This window comes from Granulicella sp. S190 (assembly GCF_009766095.1).
GTDB lineage: Bacteria > Acidobacteriota > Terriglobia > Terriglobales > Acidobacteriaceae > Edaphobacter.
The window spans coordinates 133,920-156,491 of record NZ_LMUD01000039.1 but is presented as its reverse complement, the minus strand read 5'-3'; the positions used below and the strand labels follow the sequence as shown (position 1 = coordinate 156,491).

At 57.9% G+C, this 22,572-nt stretch carries 12 protein-coding genes and 1 tRNA gene; 7 read left to right on the top strand and 6 right to left on the bottom strand.

Going from position 1 to position 22,572, the window contains the following annotated elements; genetic code table 11:
* Window positions 1-33: 33 nt before the first annotated feature.
* The 3 genes from GSQ94_RS17290 to GSQ94_RS17280 all read right to left on the bottom strand — a co-directional run bounded on the left by GSQ94_RS17290 (window position 34) and on the right by GSQ94_RS17280 (window position 7,823).
* Window positions 34-3,618, bottom strand: a complete 3,585-nt coding sequence (locus tag GSQ94_RS17290; RefSeq protein ID WP_158945103.1) for a carboxypeptidase regulatory-like domain-containing protein — start codon at window positions 3,616-3,618, stop codon at window positions 34-36.
* A 647-nt stretch (window positions 3,619-4,265) separates the two neighbouring features.
* Window positions 4,266-4,850, bottom strand: coding sequence for a hypothetical protein (locus GSQ94_RS17285; protein ID WP_158945102.1), 585 nt, complete (start codon window positions 4,848-4,850; stop codon window positions 4,266-4,268).
* A gap of 21 nt (window positions 4,851-4,871) precedes the next feature.
* On the bottom strand, window positions 4,872-7,823 hold the full coding sequence (locus GSQ94_RS17280) for an immunoglobulin domain-containing protein (RefSeq protein ID WP_158945101.1): 2,952 nt from the start codon (window positions 7,821-7,823) through the stop codon (window positions 4,872-4,874).
* 612 nt (window positions 7,824-8,435) lie between these two features.
* On the opposite strand from GSQ94_RS17280, the gene GSQ94_RS21170 reads away from it, so the two are divergent.
* The 3 genes from GSQ94_RS21170 to GSQ94_RS17265 all read left to right on the top strand — a co-directional run bounded on the left by GSQ94_RS21170 (window position 8,436) and on the right by GSQ94_RS17265 (window position 12,904).
* The gene (locus GSQ94_RS21170) at window positions 8,436-8,753 is read left to right on the top strand and encodes a PEP-CTERM sorting domain-containing protein (RefSeq protein ID WP_216843123.1); all 318 of its coding nucleotides are present in this window, start codon (window positions 8,436-8,438) and stop codon (window positions 8,751-8,753) included.
* A gap of 169 nt (window positions 8,754-8,922) precedes the next feature.
* Window positions 8,923-12,423, top strand: coding sequence for a patatin-like phospholipase family protein (locus tag GSQ94_RS17270; protein ID WP_158945099.1), 3,501 nt, complete (start codon window positions 8,923-8,925; stop codon window positions 12,421-12,423).
* Between the two features lie 133 nt (window positions 12,424-12,556).
* Window positions 12,557-12,904 carry an STAS domain-containing protein gene (locus GSQ94_RS17265; RefSeq protein ID WP_158945098.1) on the top strand — a complete coding sequence of 116 codons (348 nt, stop codon included), beginning with the start codon at window positions 12,557-12,559 and terminating at the stop codon, window positions 12,902-12,904.
* 234 nt (window positions 12,905-13,138) lie between these two features.
* Here the strand turns inward: GSQ94_RS17265 and GSQ94_RS17260 are convergent, their stop codons facing one another.
* Window positions 13,139-13,768 carry a hypothetical protein gene (locus GSQ94_RS17260; RefSeq protein WP_158945097.1) on the bottom strand — a complete coding sequence of 210 codons (630 nt, stop codon included), beginning with the start codon at window positions 13,766-13,768 and terminating at the stop codon, window positions 13,139-13,141.
* A 205-nt stretch (window positions 13,769-13,973) separates the two neighbouring features.
* Between GSQ94_RS17260 and GSQ94_RS17255 the strand changes: the two genes are divergently transcribed.
* Complete coding sequence (locus GSQ94_RS17255) at window positions 13,974-16,013, top strand: PD40 domain-containing protein (RefSeq protein ID WP_158945096.1); 2,040 nt, start codon at window positions 13,974-13,976, stop codon at window positions 16,011-16,013.
* 19 nt (window positions 16,014-16,032) lie between these two features.
* On the opposite strand, the gene GSQ94_RS17250 is transcribed toward GSQ94_RS17255, so the two are convergent.
* Both GSQ94_RS17250 and GSQ94_RS17245 read right to left on the bottom strand, forming a co-directional pair.
* Complete coding sequence (locus GSQ94_RS17250; RefSeq protein WP_371417548.1) at window positions 16,033-16,419, bottom strand: polymer-forming cytoskeletal protein; 387 nt, start codon at window positions 16,417-16,419, stop codon at window positions 16,033-16,035.
* Window positions 16,420-16,841: 422 nt separating this feature from the next.
* Window positions 16,842-16,919, bottom strand: a tRNA-Glu gene (locus GSQ94_RS17245).
* A 108-nt stretch (window positions 16,920-17,027) separates the two neighbouring features.
* On the opposite strand from GSQ94_RS17245, the gene GSQ94_RS17240 reads away from it, so the two are divergent.
* From GSQ94_RS17240 to GSQ94_RS17230, 3 genes are all read left to right on the top strand, one after another.
* Window positions 17,028-17,798, top strand: a complete 771-nt coding sequence (locus tag GSQ94_RS17240) for a queuosine precursor transporter (protein WP_254063946.1) — start codon at window positions 17,028-17,030, stop codon at window positions 17,796-17,798.
* Window positions 17,799-18,016: 218 nt separating this feature from the next.
* The gene (locus GSQ94_RS17235; protein WP_158945095.1) at window positions 18,017-19,108 is read left to right on the top strand and encodes an efflux RND transporter periplasmic adaptor subunit; all 1,092 of its coding nucleotides are present in this window, start codon (window positions 18,017-18,019) and stop codon (window positions 19,106-19,108) included.
* 94 nt (window positions 19,109-19,202) lie between these two features.
* Window positions 19,203-22,460: an efflux RND transporter permease subunit gene (locus GSQ94_RS17230; protein ID WP_158945094.1), complete on the top strand. Its 3,258-nt coding sequence runs from the start codon at window positions 19,203-19,205 to the stop codon at window positions 22,458-22,460.
* The last annotated feature ends 112 nt before the right edge of the window (window positions 22,461-22,572 follow it).

The window sequence follows — 22,572 nt, the reverse complement described above, 5'->3', positions numbered from 1 at the left end:
CCGTTTTATCTGTCCATCAAGAGCCGCAGCAGGTTAAAAGTTCAGCTTCAACTGAAACTCGGTCGTTCGCGGGCCACCGATGTCCGACGTACCCGAGCCGCGCTGCACCCGGTTCAGATCGTGGTCCGCAAAGCTGCTCGGACCATTCAGCAAGCCGCTAAGAGACCCCCCTTGGGCGGTTGTCGTATTCGCCAGCGTGCCGTCGATATAGTCCTTGAAGTTTGAGAAGTTGCCGACGTTGTAGAACGCGATGCCCGGAACAAGCGACATACCCTCCCGCAAACGAGCCAGGCGAATCGGATACGAGACGCTCAGGTCCAGGTTGCGATAGAACGCATTGTTCGGTCCCTGCGCCTCAGGGACAGGAGATATCGGCTGTTGCGTCGCCTGCAACGCCAGCAGTTGTCCCGGAGAAAAGAGCCCAGCTGCAAGCAAGGCCTGGCCCGCTGGCGTAAACTGACCTGCCTGCGTCGAGTTGTACTGCGTGATCAGCTTGTTGAGATTGTTTCCCTTGTACCGATGCATAAAGTCGCCGGGGTTCGTTCCCGGAACGATGTCGCCGATCGTTCCATCGCCGGTCACGTCGGACTGGAAGATCCCTCCTACTGCACTCCCACTGGTCCCAGCATTATCGAGATACAGGTTAGTCGCCGCCGCGGAGAAGAAGTGGCCGATGATACCTACCTGCGGGCCGTACTTGAGCGTCATCGATCCGCCGAACGAAACCTCATGCGTATGGTCCAGCCCGCTCCTGCCTATGTACGCTGTCGGATTGTCATAGTCATAAGAAGGCGACGAAAAGAATTGATCCCCGACACCCGTGTTCCCAGCGTTCGTAGCGGGATTTGCTGTGGAGATGGCTCGCGAAAAAGAGTACGAGATCTGCAGATTGGAACTCATCACTCCAGGAACCGGATGCGTCTTCTGTTCACGAAACACCGCCTGGAGAGCATCGTAGCCAGACCTTCCTGCGGGGAATAAAAAGAGGCCCTGGCCGAGAGCAGGATTGATCCCTGGGAACGCAGCTCCGGTTGCCACCGTGAGCCCGTTATACGATGCGGGATTACTGTTGAGGTAAGCATTGCCTGAGTCCAGGCCGTTGCCGGCAAAATCGGCTATCTGCGCGCCCGCGGCAATGGCGCAGGTGATTGCCGCTGAACTGTAACCGCCTGCACAGCCTAAGCCTGACGTGGTCGTAGCGATGGCGTTCTGCGCTGCTGCGGTGTTCAGTGTGCGCGCAGCGCCTACCCGGTTCACATCGATCTGCTGAGAGATCTTCAGCGTCGAGTTGTGAATATAGTCAACCGAGAGCACTCCGCCCTTGAAGACTTCACGCTGGATGCCGCCGTTCCACTGCTCCGAATAGGGAGTCCGATAAGGAGCGGCATACGCGCCGACGATCGTCAACGTATTTCCTACATACTGACCGTTGCTGGCTGGTCCCACAGCGGCCGTCACCTGCTGGAAGAGGTTTTGCAGGTTGATGAAGTGCTGCCCGGCCTGACTCAACGGCTCCGTGCAGATATCGGCAATCGAAACGCCTCCATCGCTCGTAACGACGGTGCCGTTTGGCAGCGTTAGCGAGTTAGTTCCGCCACAGATGCTGTGGCTCGTGTCATTAAACAATCCCTTCTTAATCAAAGCCTGTCGCGAGTTTGTCGTATTGTTGAAGACGTCACCCTCATAAAAGATTCCGAAGGCCGCGCGAACAACCGTCTTGTGATCGCCGGGGCTGAAAGCAAAGCCGAGCTGGGGCCCAAAGTTCGCATACGGCTGATGGATCCTCTTTCCCAGTCCCCCTTGAAATTGATCGAGCAACGGCGCGCTTCCGGAGCACGGCGAAGGGGTAATAGTTACATCCGAACAGAGCGGCGTTGGAAGATCCTGGTTGGCCCGATCGGTATCGACGCTCCACCGAACGCCCGCCGTCAGCGTAAAGCTTGGAGTGATCTTCCAGTTATCCGACACGTAAGCGCCCTCGCGCCAATCTTCGACGCCACCGCCTGCCAAGTCGAAGCCTGGGTTCTCCGTAAAGAAGCCCTGCCCGTTGCCAAATAACACCGTCGAAGCGAAGTACCCGTTCAAAGGATCTGAAGGGCAAGGACCTGGCGTGCCGTCTCCACAGTTGGCTAGCTCTGTCGAGGCCGTAAGGCTCGCACGTGGAGCGAGTCCAAGAAAACTCGCAAAGCCACCACCAAGAATCCGGTTAAGACTGTAACCATAGCGGATCAAATGCGAGCTCTTCGTCCAACTCCCGTCATAGCGAAACTGTTTATCCGATTGGTAAGTGTTCTGCGGAGAATCAACATTCGGCCCGGAGAACAAACCTGCCGTCTTCAGACGAAAGTTCAACCCGGGAAAACCGTTATACACACTGGTATTCCCAGTCGTGCCATCCACCAGCAGATTGTGAAACTTTTCATAGCTTCCGCGGAACGAGTGAGTGAAGTGGCCTGTCGTAAAGTCAGCGCCGCCCGCAAGCCCGGGTGTGTTGTCGCGATTGTTATAGATCTCATATCCAGCGCCAAAGTTAGAGCTTGAGATATTCACGTCGTAGTTGGCGCGAACGAAGTAGTGCACGCCCCTTGGCCCGTCGTAGTCCAGACGCGCCGTAGAGTAGGTCTCGCGGTAAGGAGAGGGAATCGTCGGGTGTGCCGCCTGAATCGCCGCAAACAGAGGAGACATGGTGATCGAAACCGGCGACTCCTGCTTAATCCGTTCCGCATTCCCGAAGAAGAAAAGCTTGTTCTTGAGAATAGGTCCGCCTATGCTTCCGCCAAACTGGTTGCGTTGAAAGGGCGTATCGATTCCGCCTGCTGTGTTCGCGAAGAGCGCACTGTGATCCTGAAAATTATAGAAGGCCTGTCCATGGAACTGGTTAGTTCCTGAGTTGGTGGAGACTAGCACCTGACCCGTCGAAGTAACCTCGCCCGAGACATCCTGCGTCGACCGATTCAATTGAAAGTCACCGATCGCGCCCTGCGAGACATTGAAGATCGTCGTTCCGACGGTTTCATCTGTGATGTCTTGACCGTCGAGAAGAATGCGCGTGGTGCGGCCAGAGACGCCGCTCGTCGAGATGGCAGAGTACCCCGCCTTCGTCGGATCGAACGATTCGCCACTCTGCAAAATCACGCCAGGCTCAATCTGAGCCAGGTCGAGAAAGTTGCGGCCGTTCACCGGGAGAGAGTCGATCTGATCCTTCGTGATCACATCGCTGACACCCGCCTGATCCGTATTAATCTGCAGAGCACCGGCGTTTACCTCTACTGTTTCGGTCGAAGATCCAACCGACAGCTTGAAGTTTCCGTTCGTCGCCGTACCAGTGCGAACGATGGTCTTCACGGTCAGCTTCTCGAATCCTGAAGCGGTCACAGTCACGATATAAGGCCCTGGATTCAGAGGCCCTACACTGTAGAAGCCGCTCGAGTCGGTCTTCAAGGTCTTGGAAGTGTTGGTGTCGCTGCCAAGGACGACGACCATGGCGTCGGGCACGATGGCTCCTGTGCTGTCCGTAATCGTGCCCTGAATCGATCCCCCGTTCACCGAGATCGCCTGTCCCTCCACCATCATCGTGGCCGCGAAAAAAAGTATGAGCGCCCCAATAAGCTTTTTCATCTGTTAGCTCCTGTCACCTGGCGAGATGAGTCACAACTTCCCGATTCCGCGGGGTACCCTCGCGGATCGACAAACTTGTTTACACGCCAGCTCTGGAGCGAATCGCAGCTAGGTTATCGCGTACACCTCTGGGAGCGGCACTTGCCTCATAAGTACTTCAAGAGACTGTCCAGTCTAGGAACGCTCAGAGGGAGAACCTACAACTGAAAACAGAATAAGTCATTGAAACTATCGTCTTAGTCGTGAAAGTAACTCGAAACAATAGGGGAGCTACTAACTACAAATGAAGTTAGGAGCATTTCAGGCAAGTTGGTATGGCCACCCTTGATTTTTTTTGTATAGCCACTAGCTGGAGAAGTAGGGAACTAACTCCCCACAGAACAAAACTCATCCATTAATGCACACGCTTATGCATGCGGATGAAAAAGGAGCTGATAAGAAAGAGAGATTCGCCGCATCGTGGACGTCGAAGAAAGTAATCGAGTTGCACCCGATCTCCGAGAAGAAAAGTAATAGCAGGACCCTGCTGGAAAACCTACACCACGCTCATCGCAGTAATTCGCGAGACGCGATGCGGAGCACAACGGGACCAGTATGAGAATCTGCCGCAGAAGAAATCAAGAGAGATCAGCCAGCGAAGGAAAGACTCATCGAAACCAGCGAAAGCTGACTCCGGCACCTATCAGAATATTATTTTGACGATCGTCGGCCCCATTCTTAAAGGTGGTCATGTAGTAGTCCGCCTGGATCAGCCTGATCGCGATCCCGGGCCTCAGCGGAAGGTCGACTCCTCCCCCAAGGCGGCCTGCAAACGCAGAGGTTCCGTCGGCGACGCCAGCCATCCCCCCGCCTGCGTGCGCCCCTCCCACAAGAACCTGAACAAAGGGCTGCAGGGCATGATCTCCATGCATCCACGGTCGCGGAAGGTAATAGCGAGCACCGCCAAGATAGGAGGTCAGCGTCAACGATCTGCTTGAGGAGAGAGCATTGCTCGTATGGTCCACACTGAACTCTCCCACTGCGGCCAGTCGCGTGCCAAAGTTCCACGATGCGGAGATGCCGCCGCCATTCAGTGGGAAGCAACCGCACCCTCCATCGGGAGGAGCATTCGTATGCACCCAGTGATAGGCCAGGGCCGCGTCGCCGCTGTGTGACTCTCCTATAGCCACGGCCTGGGCCCAGACCGTTGTTCCAACCATCAGCCAGAAACATATCAAGACAAGCGATCGCATTTTCTCGTTCTCCTCGTCCTCTTAGTTGGACGGCGCGGTAATAGTGGATGAGAGGTTGCTGATGACCGTCTGCTCGTCGAGAGCCCCGGTAGAAGCGCTGAAGTAAAGGTAGGCGACAGGCGGCACTGTAACGTTGCCGGAAAACACCTGAACTCCGTCCATTGTTACCGTCATCACGCCTTGGGCAAGGGAGACGACATAAGTATGCGTTACGGTCGCTCCCGCAGCAGCCAGCGGGGGGATGTTTGAGTTGACGTTGAAGTAGGGATTCTCCCACAACGCAGTCTCTCCCCGGCCAACTCCCAGATAGGGCACTGCTGGATCTCCCGGATCATGGTAGTCATCGAAGGCCAGCACGACTCCAGGAATTCCTTCGGCACCGAGCCCTCCTCCGGGATTCCCTATGCTCGTCAGCGATGCTCCGAGCGATGGGTCGCCCAGGGTCATGGCAAAACCATCCGCCGGCGGAGTACTCGAGTTACTTGTAGTAAGAGTGAAGCTCAGTTGAAGATCTCCCGTGGAGATAAGGTTTGGCCATACGATCTCACCTCGCTGACCAAGCGTCGCTGCGGATAACTGAATAGAGCAATCAGGCGCGGGAGGAAGTGCATCGCCAAGAGACTGCCAGCCCTCGCACAAGTTGCCGATTCCCGTCAGGCTGCCAACAAAGAGTGAAGCAGAGTGGCTCGTCACCGAAGTAGAACTCCCGTTGCTCACGACAACATAGAACACCGAACCAGAGTCGGACACAGCGGTAGTAGCCTGCGTATACGATGTGCTCGTAGCCCCTGGAATAGCGGTGAAATGAGAACTGCCTGGAGCTGCCTCGAACCACTGGTAGGTCAGCGGCAGGGCCGAGGTAGCGGTTACCGAGAAGGTAGCCGGATCACCCGCGCTGACATAAACATCCATCGGCTGCTTCGTAATCAGAATGCCGCTGCCCACCGCCAGTGTGGCCGTCTGCGAAAGGGCCTGCCCGTAGGGATTCGAGACGATCACGTAGTAGCCGTCTTGATCGTTGCTGATCGTTGTCGCACTCGAGGGCACGGTGTAAGTCGTCGCAGTCGCGCCTGAAACCGCAGTCCCCGTCACGCTTCCAGCAGGAATCCGATACCACTGGTAGGTAAGCGTTGGCGATCCGACTGCTGTCACCGTGAACGTCGCCGTGCCACCAATCGCCACCGTCTGGCCCACAGGCTGCATGGTGATCGTAGGTGGATCATTGCCGGTATTGACTGTCAGCATAGCCGAAGTACTTGTGAGTACGCTTCCACAGTTATCTGTAACCGTGGCGTAGAACTGTTCTCCGCTCGAACTTGTAGTCTCGACCGGTGTCGTGTAGACGCTTGAGGTTGCACCTGTAACCGCAGTTCCTGTCGAGCTGCCTGCGGCAATCACATTCCACTGGTAGCTGAACGGCGCGTCTCCCGTAGCCGCTACCGAGAATGTCGCAGTCTGGCCCTGCACGATCGAAAGGCTGACAGGGTTAGAGGTGATAGAACTTCCAACCACTACCTTGGCGGGTTTGGAGGTAACGCTACCCGCTGCATTCGTCACCGTGACCGTGTAGTTGCCCACATCCATCGCAACCGTGCTCGGGATAAAGTAGCTGGAACTCGTAGCCCCGGCAATCGGCGATCCGTTGAAGAACCACTGGTACGTACTCGCATACAGCGCCGTCACCGAGAGGGTGGTTGTAGCGCCATTGCACACGTTCACGTTGAGAGGTTGCCCCGTGATCACCGGCAAGCTGAGCGTTACAGTCGTGGTGACCGCAACCGATGGCTCATCGACGCTTGTTGCTGTGATCGTGTACGTGCCAATCGTAGTGGGGGAGGTCCAGACGTTCCCAATGAAAGTACCCGCGCTGGCAGTCCACATCAGGGTATTTGTCGTTCCGCCCGAAGCAGTCGCGGTAAACGTCTGCGTCCCTGGCGCGATCGTCGCATTCGCAGGAGAGATCGGCGAGATCGTGACACTCATCGGAGTCACCGTGCAGGTCGTAGAAGCAACAGCTCCGCCGGTCCCAGTCACCGAGAGCGTGTAGGTCTTGGCTGAGATCAGCAGCGGAGTCGAATAAGAGCTGCCGCTCACAGCGGACAAGGTAATATCGCTGCTCCCGACTCCCGTCGAGCCGATCACCGCGGTCCCGCCCGAAAATATGGGAACCAGGGTCGCAGACGAGTTATACGGAGGCGTAGAAGAGTTGCATGCCAGACTGGTGGCGACAGGCGTCGTGTTGACGACCGTCAGGGTTGCTGGATTGCTCGTCGCCGCGCCGGTCGCGTTCGTGACGGTCACCGTGAACTGCGAATTGTTATCGCCAATCACTGTGGCAGGCGTCGTGTAACTACTGGAAGTAGCACCTGGAATCAGTGTTCCGTTCTTGAACCACTGGTAAGTAAGAGGGGCAGTTCCATTCGCCGTCACGCTGAACGTTGCAGTCTGTCCCACCTGCACGGTCTGGTTTGCCGGTTGACTGATAATCAGCGGCGCACTCGGCGGTACTGTCGTGGAACTCACGGTCACCGTCAGGGTGGCCGGAGAACTCGTCACACTTCCCGACGCATTCGTTACCGTAACCGTAAAGACTGAGCCGCTATCGGTGCTCGCCGTTGCGGGCGTTGTGTAAGTGCTTGAAGTGGCGCCTGAAATGGCGGTCCCGTTGAGGAACCACTGATAGGTAAGTGTCCCGCTGCCCGTAGCGGTAACGCTGAACGTCGCCGTCTGTCCCACATTCACAGTTTGATTAACGGGTTGCTTGGTAATGGTCGGCGGTGCGCCAGAGTAGCCATTCCATCCGCCGCCGCACGCCGTCATCACCAGCAGAGCAGTCGTCGCAGCGAAAAGTTGCATGCCCGCACGGAGCTTCTTCAAGCTGCTCGTCCGTCGATCGTCAGGCCAAATGGCAACACCCGCCTTGGAGAGGGACGAAGCGACAAGCAAATTGAGAAATGCGGCAACGTTGAACATCGAGTCTCCTGGAATGCATCACAAAGTTTTGCCGATGAGGATTCAACACCCTCACCCACAGCTTCTATGCAGAAAAAGAAAACAAGTGTTCCAGGGCCAGGAATCGGCAAAAAGGTGAATCTCTAGCCAAGATAGCCGTAATGGTGTCTGACTTCTCTACACCTTCCGTGCTACCCCAACTGCAGCAGGGAACTCCATGCGCCACCGGGGCAGGGAAGAAGATATGGCAGGTCTCCAGATTCATACGGAGGTAATTGATACGTTCTCTCTGCGAGCGGCACTATCAGAGGCTCCTAATCCACACCCGAGGTTCATCGGATGAAACGCTCATTCTTGCTCTTGGCTTTCGCGTTCGTTGTCCTGCTCCCACGATTCTCTAACTCGTCTGCTCTTGCAGATACTTACAAGTCAGCGATTCTCGGGCCCCTGGACTCCAATAACACCGCGATCTACGGAATCGATGACGCGGGCGATTTTGTTCTCGATCGCCCGAATTGTGATCCGCACGGGGATCCTTGCTACTCCCTGTACGTCTCTGGTCATGAGGTTTCGACGAGTCTTTCCATCCCTTCTCTTGCCTATGACAGCGGCGCCAAATGCGGTGTCGGGTACATGGGTTCTGAAGAGATCTGCAATAACGGGAGAGAGGCATTCATCGCCGAGGGGACCGGTGCGGCTCCTGTGGTCTTGTACTCTGGAACCCCGTCGGATCTTTCCATCGTAAAGAGTGGAAGTTTTGGCTCCCTCAATCCGGTAATAAACGGCAAGGGGGATATCCTCTTCGACGACGGTAACAACTTCGAAGAGTTTATCGACGAAACCAGCCGCACCAATGTGACCCCCGAACCCTCGAGCATCGCTCTCTTCGGCACAGGAGTGCTTGGACTGGCGGGTATGGCGCGGCGCAAATACCAATTTGCCCGAAGCTAAAAGAGCACCGGAATACATCTATTGCAGCTGCTCGTGACGCTAGACCAGGAGCCCGCCTGCGTCACCGTCGCGAGGTACAGAGCAACTATCCCGGCGTACTAATTTACTTTGCATAATCTGTTCCCTGGGATACATTCGGCCCACCCCTGATTTCTGCGAGGCTGACGAAATGGACTCTCCCCAGGCACCATTACGTACTGGCGGTAACGACGCTGTCGCCTTCACCTCCGGCCCCGAAGGAACCTCCTTCTCGGCCGGGGCGGTACATGCATGGTTAGCGGCAGACCGCGAGAGGCCAAAGGTCGCAACCGGAATATCCATGGGGACCATCGCCGCAGCTGCCATGCGTCGCGTCTACGAAGAGCTCGAGCACGAAGACGGCGACGACCTCGAAGTCAAGCGTTGGCGCTGGTACCAGCGGTACTATCAGGCGATCACGCAGAATCCCATCGGCCCCCTCTGGGATGCGCTCCCAAACCCGGTAGATTTTTTCTCCGAGACTCCGCCCGCGCGAGACCCCTCTGTCCCGGCAAGCCTCTCCAAAGAGTCGGAGTACGCTCGCCGTCACTACTACCTTCTGACCAAGTGTGGCATCTGGCTGGCGAACCTCCCTGTGCGGCTCAGCAGCGTCGCCACGCTCGCCGTCATGTACGTCCGGCGCTCCGAACGCTACGGCGTACGGATACTCACCTGGATCTCGTTTTACTGGAACCTCTTCCTCTCCGTGTTGGGCGTGAACTTTCATCTGGTTCGCAGCCCGCAGTGGATCGCCGAGGGAGGATTCCTTACCTCCCGACGCAAGACCGTGAGACCTCTCATCGGCTGGCCCATGTACCTCTTCGCATGGTTCGCGCCACTGCTGCTGGCTGCGCTGCTGGCACTCTCTATCTGGGGACTCTATTGGTTATTAGGGGTGTGCGATATACCGTCGAAGCTCCGATGGCCATGCATTCTGGCGGTGCTGTTCTGCATATTTCTCTTGCTCGATCGTTGGGCTTACAACAAGGTGACCGCGTCCGGTAAGCCGAAGGCACAGAAACCCGGAGTCGCCGAAAAGCGAACCTGGTACGGAAAACTCCTGCTCAAAGTCGTTGCAGACAATCTCGATATCACGAAGGGGTTGCTCCATCCTTTCGAAGTAAGACGCGCGATCTACGATCTGTTTGTCAAAGGTGCGCCCGACTTCGTTCTCCATGGTCCTCCACCCGATGCCGTAAAGGCTCTGTTCGTCTGCGCAGCCTTGGAAGAAACTGACCAGATCATCCTGAAAGAGAATATGCCGGTGGTGGATGCGCTCACAGCCGCGCTTGCCATTCCAGGCTTGCTGCCGCCCCAGGCAGTTGGTCGGCAATGGATCGCCACGCAAACCGCAACCAACCCCAAGACCTTTCAGGTGATCGACGGAGCCTCCGTGCGGACCAACCCGCTCCCCGCGTTCTTTGACTGGTGTAAGCGCCTCAGCGATCCCGATCTTCGCGAGTGCCTCATGCGGAAAGACGGTGTAACGCCTTCTTTGCATGTTGTCTATAACGTGCCCACCGGCTACGACGGCTCTATACAAGACGCTCCGGGAATGCCTTGTCCAGACATCGTCCTCTCGGCACAGACGGCCATCCAGCTCGCCAAGCGCCGCGATACCCGGCAGGAGGTCCGTCAGACCAACAACCTCTCCCGCTTGGAGTGGCATCGTCGGCTGTTGATCCCCGACTCCCCCGGCGTCCTCATCATCTTTGCGGATGAGATTGCTCCACGCAAACAGATCGATCTCGGCAACGACCTGTCTCCCGATCATGACAAGCTCCGCTGCACCGTGGCAGACGGCTGTCGTGCCACGCTCGAAACTCTGTACCGCGAAGACATTCACCTGCTCCGGCATGGAGCCGCGAAGGTCTCCTGCATAAAGCTGCTCGCTCACGTCGCCCCCCGCCGCGCTGGTGCTATGACCGGCTGCGGAGGACTGAAAGCCGTCTGCGACACCTGCACCGGCGTGCTCGAGTATCGGCCCGCAGTCAGCCCTGGCGCTCCTCAGGAAGGCGCCCTGCAAACCTACGGACAGCAGGCACCGCCAACGAATAAGCAACTGGTAAACCTGTTTCCGCAGCTTGCAGAAGAGAAGTCCAAGGTTATCTTCCTTGGCAGCGGAGGCGTCTTTCGTGGTGCATTCCACATCGGCGTCATGGCGGCGATGTACCAGACTGAACTCTTTCCTGACCTCGTAGTCGGTGCCTCTGTCGGTACGTTGATGGGCGGAGCCCTCTGCCGCATGACCGTAGGCGATCCGGCCAAAGCGCCAGAGGTCTTATCCGACCTCACCGCTCTGTTCTCCCACGTCGACAAGAAGGTATCGCTCACCTTCACTCTGAAGAACGCAACCAAGCAGCTTGGCATTCGCGCAAGAGAGATCCGCCTCTCTCCTTCGGAGCTGGCACGCAAAGTCCGCAGCGGTTCGCAGTCAGACGCTGGCTACGCCGCCACAGGAGCGCCCCCGGTCTTGACGGATGCCTTGTCTTCACTCTTCGTCATTCCGCACATAAGCACCGCCGCGATCTCATCGCAGTTCGTTGCAGGCCACTTTAGCGAGGCTGTAGCCCGATTCCTCAGCGAAGTGAGACGCGAGACCCTCGCCAGCTTCGACATCCAAAGCTGCATCATGGGTGTCTCTTTGCTCGAAGCCGAGACTCGTCGCCTGCTCGCATTCAGCGCATCAGGCGATGAGTTGACGAAGGTTCAGCCCTATCAGGACAACACACCCTCTGGTCGTAAGGTCGCCTTCTTCGGAACAACCTCATTCCTCAACTCCAGCTCGTCGCTGGTGCTGGGCAGAGACTTTCTCACCACCGCCCCAAGTTGGAGCGCCACCCAGCAAGGCCTCTGCTCAAGCGCCTTTCCTGCCGTCTTTGCCGCCCGTACCGAGGCTGAGCTCATGCCGGGAGCAGGAAGAATGGATCGCTACTTTGCCGACGGAGGCATGTTCGATAACCTTCCCTTCTTCCCCGCGCTCGAAGTTCTCTCCGCGATTCAACGCGCTGTACCCTTCGCCAGCCCTGCTGAGGTACAAGCACGTGTGCAATCGCGAGCCGCCAGCCCCAATCTCATCATCTCCGCTGGGCTCAACGCCTCCCCAGTGCCTGACGTTAACGTGCAATCGGACACCATGTTTGCCGTCAAGGATCGCGCGACGAGCCTCTCCTACGAAAGCAAGACAAGCACCTTCAAGACCTCCGCACGAAAGAGTCTCTCTATCCTCCGCGAGATCGGCCAACAGAATCTGTCTGCTTTAGACCCTCGGCAGCTTGAGTTTTTGAACGGCTTCGTCGCAGGCGCAGTCGTCGATATCACGCCCACAGACGCGAATCACATTAACCCCACCTTTGCCTTCTGCAACTCGCTCGGAATGCGAACTCAAAGAGTGCAGGCCTCCATCGGAGATGGCTGCTATCGAAGCATGCAGCAGTTCTCGAAGAACCACCACGTTCGCGAAAGGCTCGCGCAAAACGATAAGCTCGTAGAGTGGATCGCACCCGCAGACAGGCCCACATCGACGCCGGCAAACTCCTGCCCGTACTTCAAAATCGGTCCGTCATCCTTCCTCTGCCCCTTTACCCAGGCACACGCTCCGGAAGCGAAGAACGTCTACGTCGTCTGCAGCACCGATGCCGCGCATCCGTAAGAGTTAGCGACCTTAGCACTTCTCACGACGGCCCCGCTTCGACACAAATTTTCTCCTGCACGTGGCCCCGTATGCGAGAATTCTCCCGGCAATATTCCAGCCCAATGTTCGTCGTCTGTCAGGAGCAAGCCAAATGCCAGAAGAAGTCCACAAAGTCCTAACCTTTGAGGTCGAGCGCGACGGAGACACAGCCGTTGTGAAGTGTCACGGCCGCTTGGTCGCAGGTGCAACCGAAGAGTTCTACCAGGACGTGAAGCGCCAGCTTCCTCAACTCAAATCGGTAACCATCGACCTGGCAGATCTCACCTACGTCGACAGCATGGGTCTCGGCGCGTTAGTACGCCTCTACTCGGCCGCCAGGCAAGGGAACTGCGAGTTCAAGCTGCTTCACCTGGGCAAGCAGCTCCGCAACGTGCTGAAGATGACCAACCTGCTTTCTGTCTTCGGCCAGGCAGAGGACCACGGCATCAACGTCGCCTGACAACCCAACGCGAATTCGGTCAGCACCCAGGCATTCAGGCAGTACGACTTTTGTTCGTCATCTCCAGACGAGTTGTATGGCAAAAATCCAATGCCGTTACTAGTCTGTTAATAACGGACTCGCAGAGGCTCACTTGTCCCAGGGGCTGTCTCCCAGTGAGACAGCCCCCTTTCTAGGGTGCCGGAATTGATCGAAGTGACAATAATTATTCGAATTGATCGTTAGTCGAGGAACTTATCGAACTATTCCGAACGGTTCGGTTGGTGCGATGCGTACGACGCCATGAATAGCCTGCGGCCCGAAGTGTTTGTTTGCCGCCAGCCCCCCAAACACCAGTGTCATGTTCGAAGTCTGGACCGTGTACCGGCCTTCGGTCCCTCCGCTGATGCAGACCTGCAGTGTCGAGGAAGGCGGATCCGTCTCGAAGGGTGCGATTTGCCCATTCCCCGTCAAGAGGCTGACCTTGCCGTTCAACTGAAAGCCCACCGTGGGGACGGGTGTTCCGTAGGTGGGGCAGCCGATCATGTCCCAGGTGATCCTGACGTTCGTCAGCTTGATATGGTGTGTATGAGGGTTCACTATGGGCTGCGTCGGATCGACAGCGCCCGCCTCTGTCCTTCCAAAGCCGGACATTGTCATATCCGCTGCGAAGTCGGCCGTGCCCCATTCCGGGTGCACGTCCATGGACCATTGACCATGCATCTCGTAGGGGCTGCCACTGATAGTGGCACTCAGGGGTACGTAGTCGTTGAACAGGCCGCCGAAGTGTACTGGCCTGGGCCCCTGCGCTAACGCACAGGTTCCAGAAATCAATAGGAGCAGTGAGAGTATGCGTGCTGCCGAAGTCAGGGTGTTGCTTTTCATGAACGATCCTCTAATTTGAGATTTATTTTGAAACGCACGCACACAATCGAACACCGGAGCCGCGGCTTTCAAGCGGTAAGGAACAGAACTGCAGCTATTCCTCAACTTGCCGTCGAATGCCGCATTCTGCTGTGCCGCTACAGCGTCGAGGTACAATTTGGGATTCCGGGTCGGCTATACACTGCGGATCACTCAGGAGAGCTAGATGGGCGAACCATCCCTTGGTATCCCGTTATCCGAGCGACTTGAAGACCGGCTGGACTCCTGGAAGGAGATCGCAGCCTACCTCAAACGCGACGTGACGACGGTTCAGCGTTGGGAGAAGCGGGAGGGGATGCCAGTCCACCGACATCTGCATGACAGGATGGGCTCGGTTTACGCCTCCCGGGCAGACCTGGATGCATGGATGCGCAGCCGGAACCTTCAACCAGCGCAGGAGAATGGAAATATTGCCACCGTCGAAGACCTTCCGGCGCCGACGCCGCAGTTGGCGACATCGAGATCGCTTGCCCGATGGAGATTGATCTTGCCGCTGGCAGCTGCAGCAGCACTGGTAATTGGAGCAGCCCTCTGGCTTCAAAGAACAGAGTATTTCTGGCGAAACCCTATCGCTAACGCACGCTTTCAGACGGTGACGGACTTCGCTGGGCTGGAGCAAGCCGCCGCGGTGTCCCGTGACGGACACCTCGTTGCGTTCCTTTCGGATCGGGACGGACAGATGGACGTCTGGATAACGCAGGTCGGTTCGGGTGAGTTCCACAACCTTACCCGTGGGAGTGTTTCGGAACTGGCCAACTCCTCCATCCGGACCCTGGGGTTCTCGCCCGATGGATCTCTCGTCACCTTTTGGACTCGGAAGTTGGACGGACCGAGTGCAGGGAGTATCGGCGTCTGGGCCGTACCCACACTCGGAGGCGCGCCAAGGCCATACCTTGAAGGGGTGGCGGAATACGATTGGTCGCCCGATGGGGCCCGCCTGGTCTACCACACGCCGGGACCCGGGGACCCGATGTTCGTCTCCGACGGCAACGTGCGATCGGAGAACCGGCCTATCTTCACCGCGCCTGCAGGGCTCCACGACCACTTCCCGTCGTGGTCGCCCGATATGGCGTTTCTCTATTTCGTCCAGGGAACTCCCCCTGACAAACTAGACGTCTGGCGTATTCGTCCGAAGGGTGGAAGTCCCGAACGGATGACATCGCAGACCGGGCGCGTGATCTACCCGGTTCTACTGGACCCTCGGACGCTGATGTATCTCTCCAGCGATCCCGATGGTTCGGGGCCATGGCTTTACAGCATGGACGTCGAGCGTCGTATTCCCCACCGGCTGACATCCGGTCTTGACCATTACACTTCGCTCGCGGCAAGCGCCGACGGTCGCCGTCTGGTTTGCACGCTTGCAAGTCCGAAGAAGACACTCTGGCGATTGCCTCTCAATGATTCAACAACGAATGTGTCGGGAGCCACTCCAATCCCGCTGACAACGATGACGGGATCTTCTCCGCGACTGGGGCCAAATTATCTTTTGTACATCTCTGCGACCAGCACAAGCGAGAGCATCTGGAAGCTCGCTAACGGAGCCAGCACAGAGCTGTGGCGTGGCGAAGGAGCGCAAGTCTTTGGCGGCCCGGCAATCTCCCCGGATGGACAGTATGTCGCATTCTCGGTTAGACAACGCAGAAAGACGCTCCTGTATGTGATGAAGGCGGACGGCACGAACACGCGGAATCTCGCGGATTCGCTCGATCTTCAGGGCGCTCCAGCATGGAGGCCCGATGGTCAATCGATCACCTCGGCGGTTGTTGATCGCGGCGTCCCACGTCTCTTCCGTGTGCCGATCGACGGCCACTCACCCACTCCCTTTGTCCGGGAGTACTCGGTCGATCCCGTGTGGGCGCCGGATGGCCGCTTCGTTGTCTACTCAGGACCGGACATCGGCACTACACTTTCTGTGAAAGCTGTCACTGCCGAAGCCGTAGCGCATCCCGTGCCAGATCTGGCTCTTACTCGCGGCGCTAGACATCTGGCACTCCTGCCTGGAGGACAGACCCTGGTGTTCCTGCGAGGAGAGATTAATCATAAGAATCTCTGGCTCATCGACCTCAAAACGGGCGCCGAGCGACAGTTGACCAACATCGCATCCGACTTCGACATTGGTGACTTCGACATCTCTCCAGATGGCCGCGACGTTGTCCTCGAACGAGTGCAAGAGCGCTCGAATATAGTGTTGCTGGATCTGCCGTGACCATATTGCGTCACCTCATTCAGGAGCGGCGAACGTCTATGTTTCCTTTGACGAAGGCTCCATCGGCGATGGATATTCTCGATACGATCGCGTCTCCACTCATCGACCCTTCGCTCCGAATGTCAAGGTGATCGCTCGCCTGACAGTTACCGCGAACTTGTCCAAGCACAACTATTTCGCTAGCTATCAGTTGAGCCTCCGTCTGACCGTTTCGCCCCACTGTGATCGTGTGACCGGGAAGTGCAATGGACCCTTCAACTCGACCTTCAATATGCATTGCCTCAAGACCTGTGATCTCACCTTTGAGGATGAGAGACTTGCCTATCAAAGTCCGATGTACGTTGATTTCTACCATTTCTATTACCTTCCTAAATGCAGATGGATTTGGACTGCTAATGATCTTCACGGTATCCAGAGTGCAGCCATCTGGACATAACACTTTTGTGTCCGCTGCGGAGGTTGCTTCGGACGTCGCGCCCTCGGCGATTGAGGCTCTAGGCACACTCCAGGTGCGTCGATCCCGCTTCCGGAGCGTGGCTGCCAGTTGCCACCGATCAAGACATCAAGGTGATCGTCTTTTGTTCGGAAGGCTATACGTCAAGTCTTGCGGCTGCGGCCTGCATGATATCGGCCTTTGGCACGCGACGGATAGGGTTGGTCGATCGCGACCAAATAGATTGCTTCAGCCTTTACGTCGAGCAGCCGATACACGATCCTGAATGAGAGCTAATGCATCGTCGCCCGACAGCTCACTCGCGAGGCTCATATCCGACCACGACTATAGTTTCAAAAGCGCGAGTGTGTTTTGCTCAAAACCCTTGTGCTTCTTGGTGTCCCCGATGGGATTCGAACCCATGTTATCGCCGTGAAAGGGCGGTGTCCTGGGCCGGGCTAGACGACGGGGACACATCAGGTTGACGGCTCCAGCAGCGCCCTCACCACTCCTAACGCTAACAAGCGAGCCATGCTCTGTCAAAAACTGGCGCGCCCTTCACTCCCACGGCATACTGATAAATGATGCCCTCCCAACCCAATTCCATCCAGCCGAGCACCACGCCATCATCTCTTCGCAGCTTCAGGTACCTCGACGCCCTCACGACCGCCTTCGTCGTCATCCTCCTCGTCTCGAACCTGATCGCGCAAAAGGTCTGCCTACTTGGCCCTATCCATCTCGGGTCATGGTCGCTCGGCCCGTTCGCCGTCAGCGGTGCGGTTCTCCTCTTTCCCGTCACCTATATCTTCGGAGACGTCTTTACCGAGGTCTACGGCTTCGCCGCCTCGCGCCGCGCCATCTGGCTTGGTTTCTTTGGCACCGCGCTCCTCTACCTCATAGGAGCCGTCGTCATCGCGCTCCCATCCGCCCCCGGCTGGCATAACCAGCAGGCATTTGCTACCGTCTTCGGCTTCATCCCCCGCATCCTCGCCGCAAGCCTCGTCGCCTTCTGGGCGGGCGAGTTCGCCAACTCCTACACCATGGCGCGGCTCAAGCTTTTGACCAACGGACGCAAGCTCTGGACCCGAACCATCGGTTCCACCATCGTCGGTCAGGCCGTCGATACCATCCTCGTCATTACCCTCACCTTCGGTGGAATCTATCCCGTCCGCATCCTTATTAACATCATTGTCACCGGATACGCCCTTAAGGTTGGTTACGAAGTAATTGCCACTCCGGTCACGTATCTTGTCATAAACTGGCTCAAGCGCGCCGAGCACGCCGATGCGTTTGATCGCCACCAGAGCTTCAACCCCTTTTCTTTCACCGAAAAAAGCACTCTCGACGCCTGATATCTGCACCAAAATTGGTAGGGCCAGCTCCAAAAACTCTTTCGTTACACATTCCGAACCCTTTCACGGACCATCTCATCTAAAATGGACATCCTTGAGCTGTTGTCAGATAACTTGCTGATCCGCAGAAACTTGCGTCGCTAATTTTCTTGTCTACTGCTGTTGCCACTTATCTGTGGCTTGTCTTTTGAAGTCGTCGCCCGTGAAGGAGAAGTTCTGTGCCTCTGATCTCGAACACCCCCCGCGTCCTCCCTGTGCTTGTCTGCGCGGCCGTATGCCTGGTCGCTGGATGCAAGCCTGCCGCTCCTCCTGCCGCTGCTCCTCAGGCTATGCCTGTGCAGGTTGCACCCGTGTCGCTCTCGCCTGTTCCCAACTCCGACACCTACGTTGCAACCATCAAGAGCCGCCGCTCCTCCACCATGCAGCCGCAAGTGGACGGCAACCTGGTCAAGATCTTTGTGAAGTCCGGCGATGTCGTCAAGGCCGGCCAGGTGCTCATGCGCGTCGATCCGCTCAAGCAGCTCGCCTCGGTCCAGTCCCAGCAGGGCACTCAATCGCAGAAAAAGGCCGTCTACGACTACAACAAGATTGAAGTCGAGCGCCAACGCAAACTCTTCGAGGCTGGTGTCGTCTCGCGCGACGCCTATGACCAGGCCAATCAGGCCTACGAAAACTCCAAGGGCGACTACGAATCCAACGCCGCACTCACCGACACCCAGAAGCAGCAGCTCGCCTACTACGACATCCGAGCTCCCTTCAATGGCATCGTAGGCGACATCCCCGTGCACCTCGGCGACTACGTCTCGCCCACCACCGTCCTCACCACGGTGGATGAGAACGCAGACCTTGAGGCCTACATCTACATTCCCACCGAGCGTGCTTCGATGGTCCGCAGAGGTCTTCCCGTCGCTATCCTTGATACAGCCGGAAACGTCCTCGTCAAATCGACCGTTAGCTTCATCTCGCCTCAGGTTGATAACGGCCTGCAAAGCATTCTCGCCAAGGCCGAGATTCCGCGCACCGCTGAGCTTCTTCGCAATCAGCAACTGGTCAAGGCCCGCATCACCTGGAGCACCGCTCCTGCTCCTACCATCCCAGTCCTCGCCGTCAGTCTCGTCGGCGGTCAGACCTTCGTTTACGTCGCCACGCCTAAAGGGGATGGCTACATCGCCCATCAGATCCCGGTCACAGTAGGCGAAACCGTAGGCAACACCTATCCCGTTATCGGCGGTCTCAAGACCGGAGAAAAAGTCATTATCTCGGGCCTGCAGTTTTTGCAGGAAGGCGCGCCGGTCAAGCCGCTCGGCTAAGCAGCTGGATTTATCTCCTCCTGCGGAGTCTGCTTTTGGCTCCGCATGTCTCACGTTTCGCCACCGGGCCAGCCGCTCCGGTTAGAGGTCAGCCTTGTTCGTAGATTTCTTTATTCGTCGTCCGATCTTCGCCACGGTCTGCGCGCTTCTCATTGTTCTCGCCGGAGCGGTCTGCATCCCGTCGCTGCCCATCTCGCTCTATCCGACCCTCGCGCCACCGCAGGTCATCGTCAGCAGCAACTACATCGGCGCCAACTCCAAAGATGTAGAGTCCGCCGTCACCATCATCCTCGAGCAGGCCATCAACGGCGTCGAGGGCATGCGCTACATCAGCTCCACCAGCTCCAACGACGGCACCTCGTCCATTACCATCACCTTCGATACCGGCTACGATCTCGATATCGCCGCCGTCGACGTCCAGAACCGCGTCGCCACCGTTCAAGGCCGTCTGCCCGCCACCGTCAACAACACCGGTATCAGCATCACCAAGGCGAACTCGAACTTCGTCTTCGCCGCCGGCTTCCTCTCGCCCGACCACTCGCTCTCCCCGGCCTTCATCTCGAACTACCTCGACGTCTACGTCAGCGATGCGCTCAAGCGCGTCCCCGGTGTCGGCGCGGTCGTCATCTTCGGCGAGCGCAAGTACGCCATGCGCCTCTGGCTCGATCCCAATCGCCTCGCCGCCCGCGGACTCACCGCGCTCGATGTCACCAACGCCCTCGCCGAGCAGAACGTGGAAGTCCCCGCCGGTCAGTTAGGCCAGCCGCCGTCTGACCCTAAGCAGGTCTTCCAGATGGCCGTCCGCGTCGTCGGTCGATTCGACGATCCCAAGCAGTTTGAAAACATCGTCATCAAAAACAATCCCACCGCAGGCGGGGTCGTCCTCTTCAAAGACATCGGCCGCGCAGAGCTGGGCGCAGAAACCTACAGCACCGCGCTCAAATACTCCGGCGGAGACGCCATCGGCGTCGGTGTCCAGCAACTCTCCAACGCCAACGCCCTCGACGTCGATAAGAAGTGTCGCGCCGTCCTCGCCGAGCTGCAGAAGAACTTCCCCCCCGGCATGCAGGGCATCATCGCTGTCGATACCACCCTCGTAATCGGCGAGTCGGTCCACGAGGTCGTCACCACCATCGGCGAAGCCGTCATCATCGTCATCATCGTCATCTTCCTCTTCCTGCAGGACTGGCGCGCCACCATCATCCCCGCCGTCACCATCCCAGTCTCGCTCATCGGGACCTTCGCCTTCATCAAGATCTTCGGCTTCAGCATCAACTCGCTCACCCTCTTCGGCATCACCCTCGCTACAGGTCTCGTCGTGGACGACGCCATCGTCGTCATCGAGAACGTACAGCGCCATCTCTCTGGCCACTCCGTCATTCCCGAGCGCCACGAGCTGAACGAGCCCGACCCTTACGCTCCCGACACTCTCTCAGGAGAAAAAGGCGGCGAGGGCATTGCCGAAACCTCCTCAGACCCGCACAAGGCCACCAGCATCGCCATGGCCGAGGTCACCAGCGCCGTCATCGCCACCTCGCTCGTGCTCATCTCCGTCTTCATCCCGGTCAGCTTCTTCCCCGGCACCACCGGCATTCTCTACAAGCAGTTCTCCCTCACCATCGCCTTCTCCATCGCGATCTCGGCCTTTAATGCCCTCACGCTCTCGCCGGCACTCGCTGCCATTCTTCTTCGCCCGGAGCAGAAGAAGACCGGCATCATGGGCCTCCTCCTAAACCCCATCGAAGCCCTCATCCAATGGGTCATCCGCACCTACGCGCGCATGGTCACCTTCGTCGTCCGCATCCGCTACGTCATGCTTCTCTTCTTCGTTGGAGCCCTCGCTGCTACGGCGTTCATGTACAACTACGTCCCCACCGCCTTCATCCCGCAGGAAGACCAGTCCTACTTCCTCATCATCATCCAGACGCCCCCGGGCGCATCTCTCAGCTACACCGGCGAGTTCGCCGACCGCGTCTCCGAGGTGGTTCGCAAAAACGATGGCGTCTTTGGCACCTTCTCCGTCATGGGCTTCTCGCTTGCCGGCGGCAGCTCACCCAACTCAGGCCTCATCTTTGCTCCACTTAAGCCCATCAACGACCGCACTAAGATGGGTGAGAAGTTCACTGCAAGAGAGATCGTTCGCGACGTAGGACCCAAGCTCTTCGGCGTACCCGGAGGCATTGCCTTCGCCGCCGAGCCGCCCGCCGTGGCCGGTCTAGGCACCGTCGGCGGATTCCAGTTCATCCTGCAGGATGGCGGTCGCAACACCTTCGACGACATCTCCCGCGTAGCCCATACTCTGGTCGCGCAGGGCAGCGCCCCCGGCTCAGGCCTCACCGCCATGAACACGCAGTTCACCTCGAACGACCCCCAGCTTCAGGTCACCATCGACCGTCAAAAAGCGGAGACCATCGGCGTTCCCTTCGCCCAGATCACTGCAGCCCTCGGAACATTCATGGGCTCCAGCTACATCAACGACTTCAACTTCAATAATCGCTCCTACCGCGTCTACGTCCAGGCAGACGAGCAGTACCGCCGCAACGCGCAGGATCTGCGCCAGTACTACGTCCGCTCCAACACCAACCAGATGATCCCGCTCGACAACCTCGCGACGGTCACCCAGATCTCAGGCCCACAGGTCATCAACCACTACAACCTCTTCCGCTCCGCCGAGATCGACGGCTCGCCCGCACCTGGCGTCAGCTCCGGCCAGGGTAACGACGCCATGATCAAGCTCTTCGAAAAGAACAAGCTTCAAGGCATGACCTACTCCTGGACCGGCCTCGCCCTCGAAGAGGTAGAGTCCGCCGGCAAAGCCATCATCATCTTCGGTCTCGGCCTGCTCGTCGTCTATCTCACCCTCTCGGCGCAGTACGAGTCCTTCGCGCTGCCGTTCATCATCCTTCTCGCCGTCCCCATGGCGATCCTTGGAGCCCTCTCGCTCGTCTCGCTCCGCGGCCTGGTCGATGACGTCTACGTCCAGATCGGTCTCGTCATGCTCATCGGTCTCTCCGCCAAAAACTCGATCCTCATCGTTGAGTTCGCCGAGCAGCTCCTGGCTCAGGGCCGCACCATCATCGAAGCCGCCATCGAAGCCGCCGAACTTCGCCTGCGCCCCATCCTCATGACCTCCATCGCCTTCATCCTCGGGGTCGGTCCACTCTACTTCGCAACCGGCGCTGGAGCCTACGGCCGCCACTCGGTCGGCACCGCCATCGTCGGCGGCATGGTGCTCTCCACCGTCCTCAACCTCTTCTTCATCCCAGTCCTCTACGTCATCCTGAAGACCATTCTCACCAACCTCTCTGGCAAAAAAGCCGTAGCTCCAAGCAGGGAGCAGCCGAGCCACTAAGAACCCCGTAGCTCCTCCCGTTGGTCCGGCACGATCTCTAGTCTGCGACCAACGGGAGCACCTCGCGAAGCAATGACAAGTCACGAAGTGACCGCTGCCCGCGCAGGGCGCC

What these genes read in the sequence shown, in the direction of transcription:
- GSQ94_RS17290 (WP_158945103.1), bottom strand. Translation starts at nt 3,618, where the DNA reads ATGAAAAAGCTTATTGGGGCGCTCATACTTTTTTTCGCGGCCACGATG.
- GSQ94_RS17285 (WP_158945102.1), bottom strand. Translation starts at nt 4,850, where the DNA reads ATGCGATCGCTTGTCTTGATATGTTTCTGGCTGATGGTTGGAACAACG.
- GSQ94_RS17280 (WP_158945101.1), bottom strand. Translation starts at nt 7,823, where the DNA reads ATGTTCAACGTTGCCGCATTTCTCAATTTGCTTGTCGCTTCGTCCCTC.
- GSQ94_RS21170 (WP_216843123.1), top strand. Translation starts at nt 8,436, where the DNA reads ATGGGTTCTGAAGAGATCTGCAATAACGGGAGAGAGGCATTCATCGCC.
- GSQ94_RS17270 (WP_158945099.1), top strand. Translation starts at nt 8,923, where the DNA reads ATGGACTCTCCCCAGGCACCATTACGTACTGGCGGTAACGACGCTGTC.
- GSQ94_RS17265 (WP_158945098.1), top strand. Translation starts at nt 12,557, where the DNA reads ATGCCAGAAGAAGTCCACAAAGTCCTAACCTTTGAGGTCGAGCGCGAC.
- GSQ94_RS17260 (WP_158945097.1), bottom strand. Translation starts at nt 13,768, where the DNA reads ATGAAAAGCAACACCCTGACTTCGGCAGCACGCATACTCTCACTGCTC.
- GSQ94_RS17255 (WP_158945096.1), top strand. Translation starts at nt 13,974, where the DNA reads ATGGGCGAACCATCCCTTGGTATCCCGTTATCCGAGCGACTTGAAGAC.
- GSQ94_RS17240 (WP_254063946.1), top strand. Translation starts at nt 17,028, where the DNA reads ATGATGCCCTCCCAACCCAATTCCATCCAGCCGAGCACCACGCCATCA.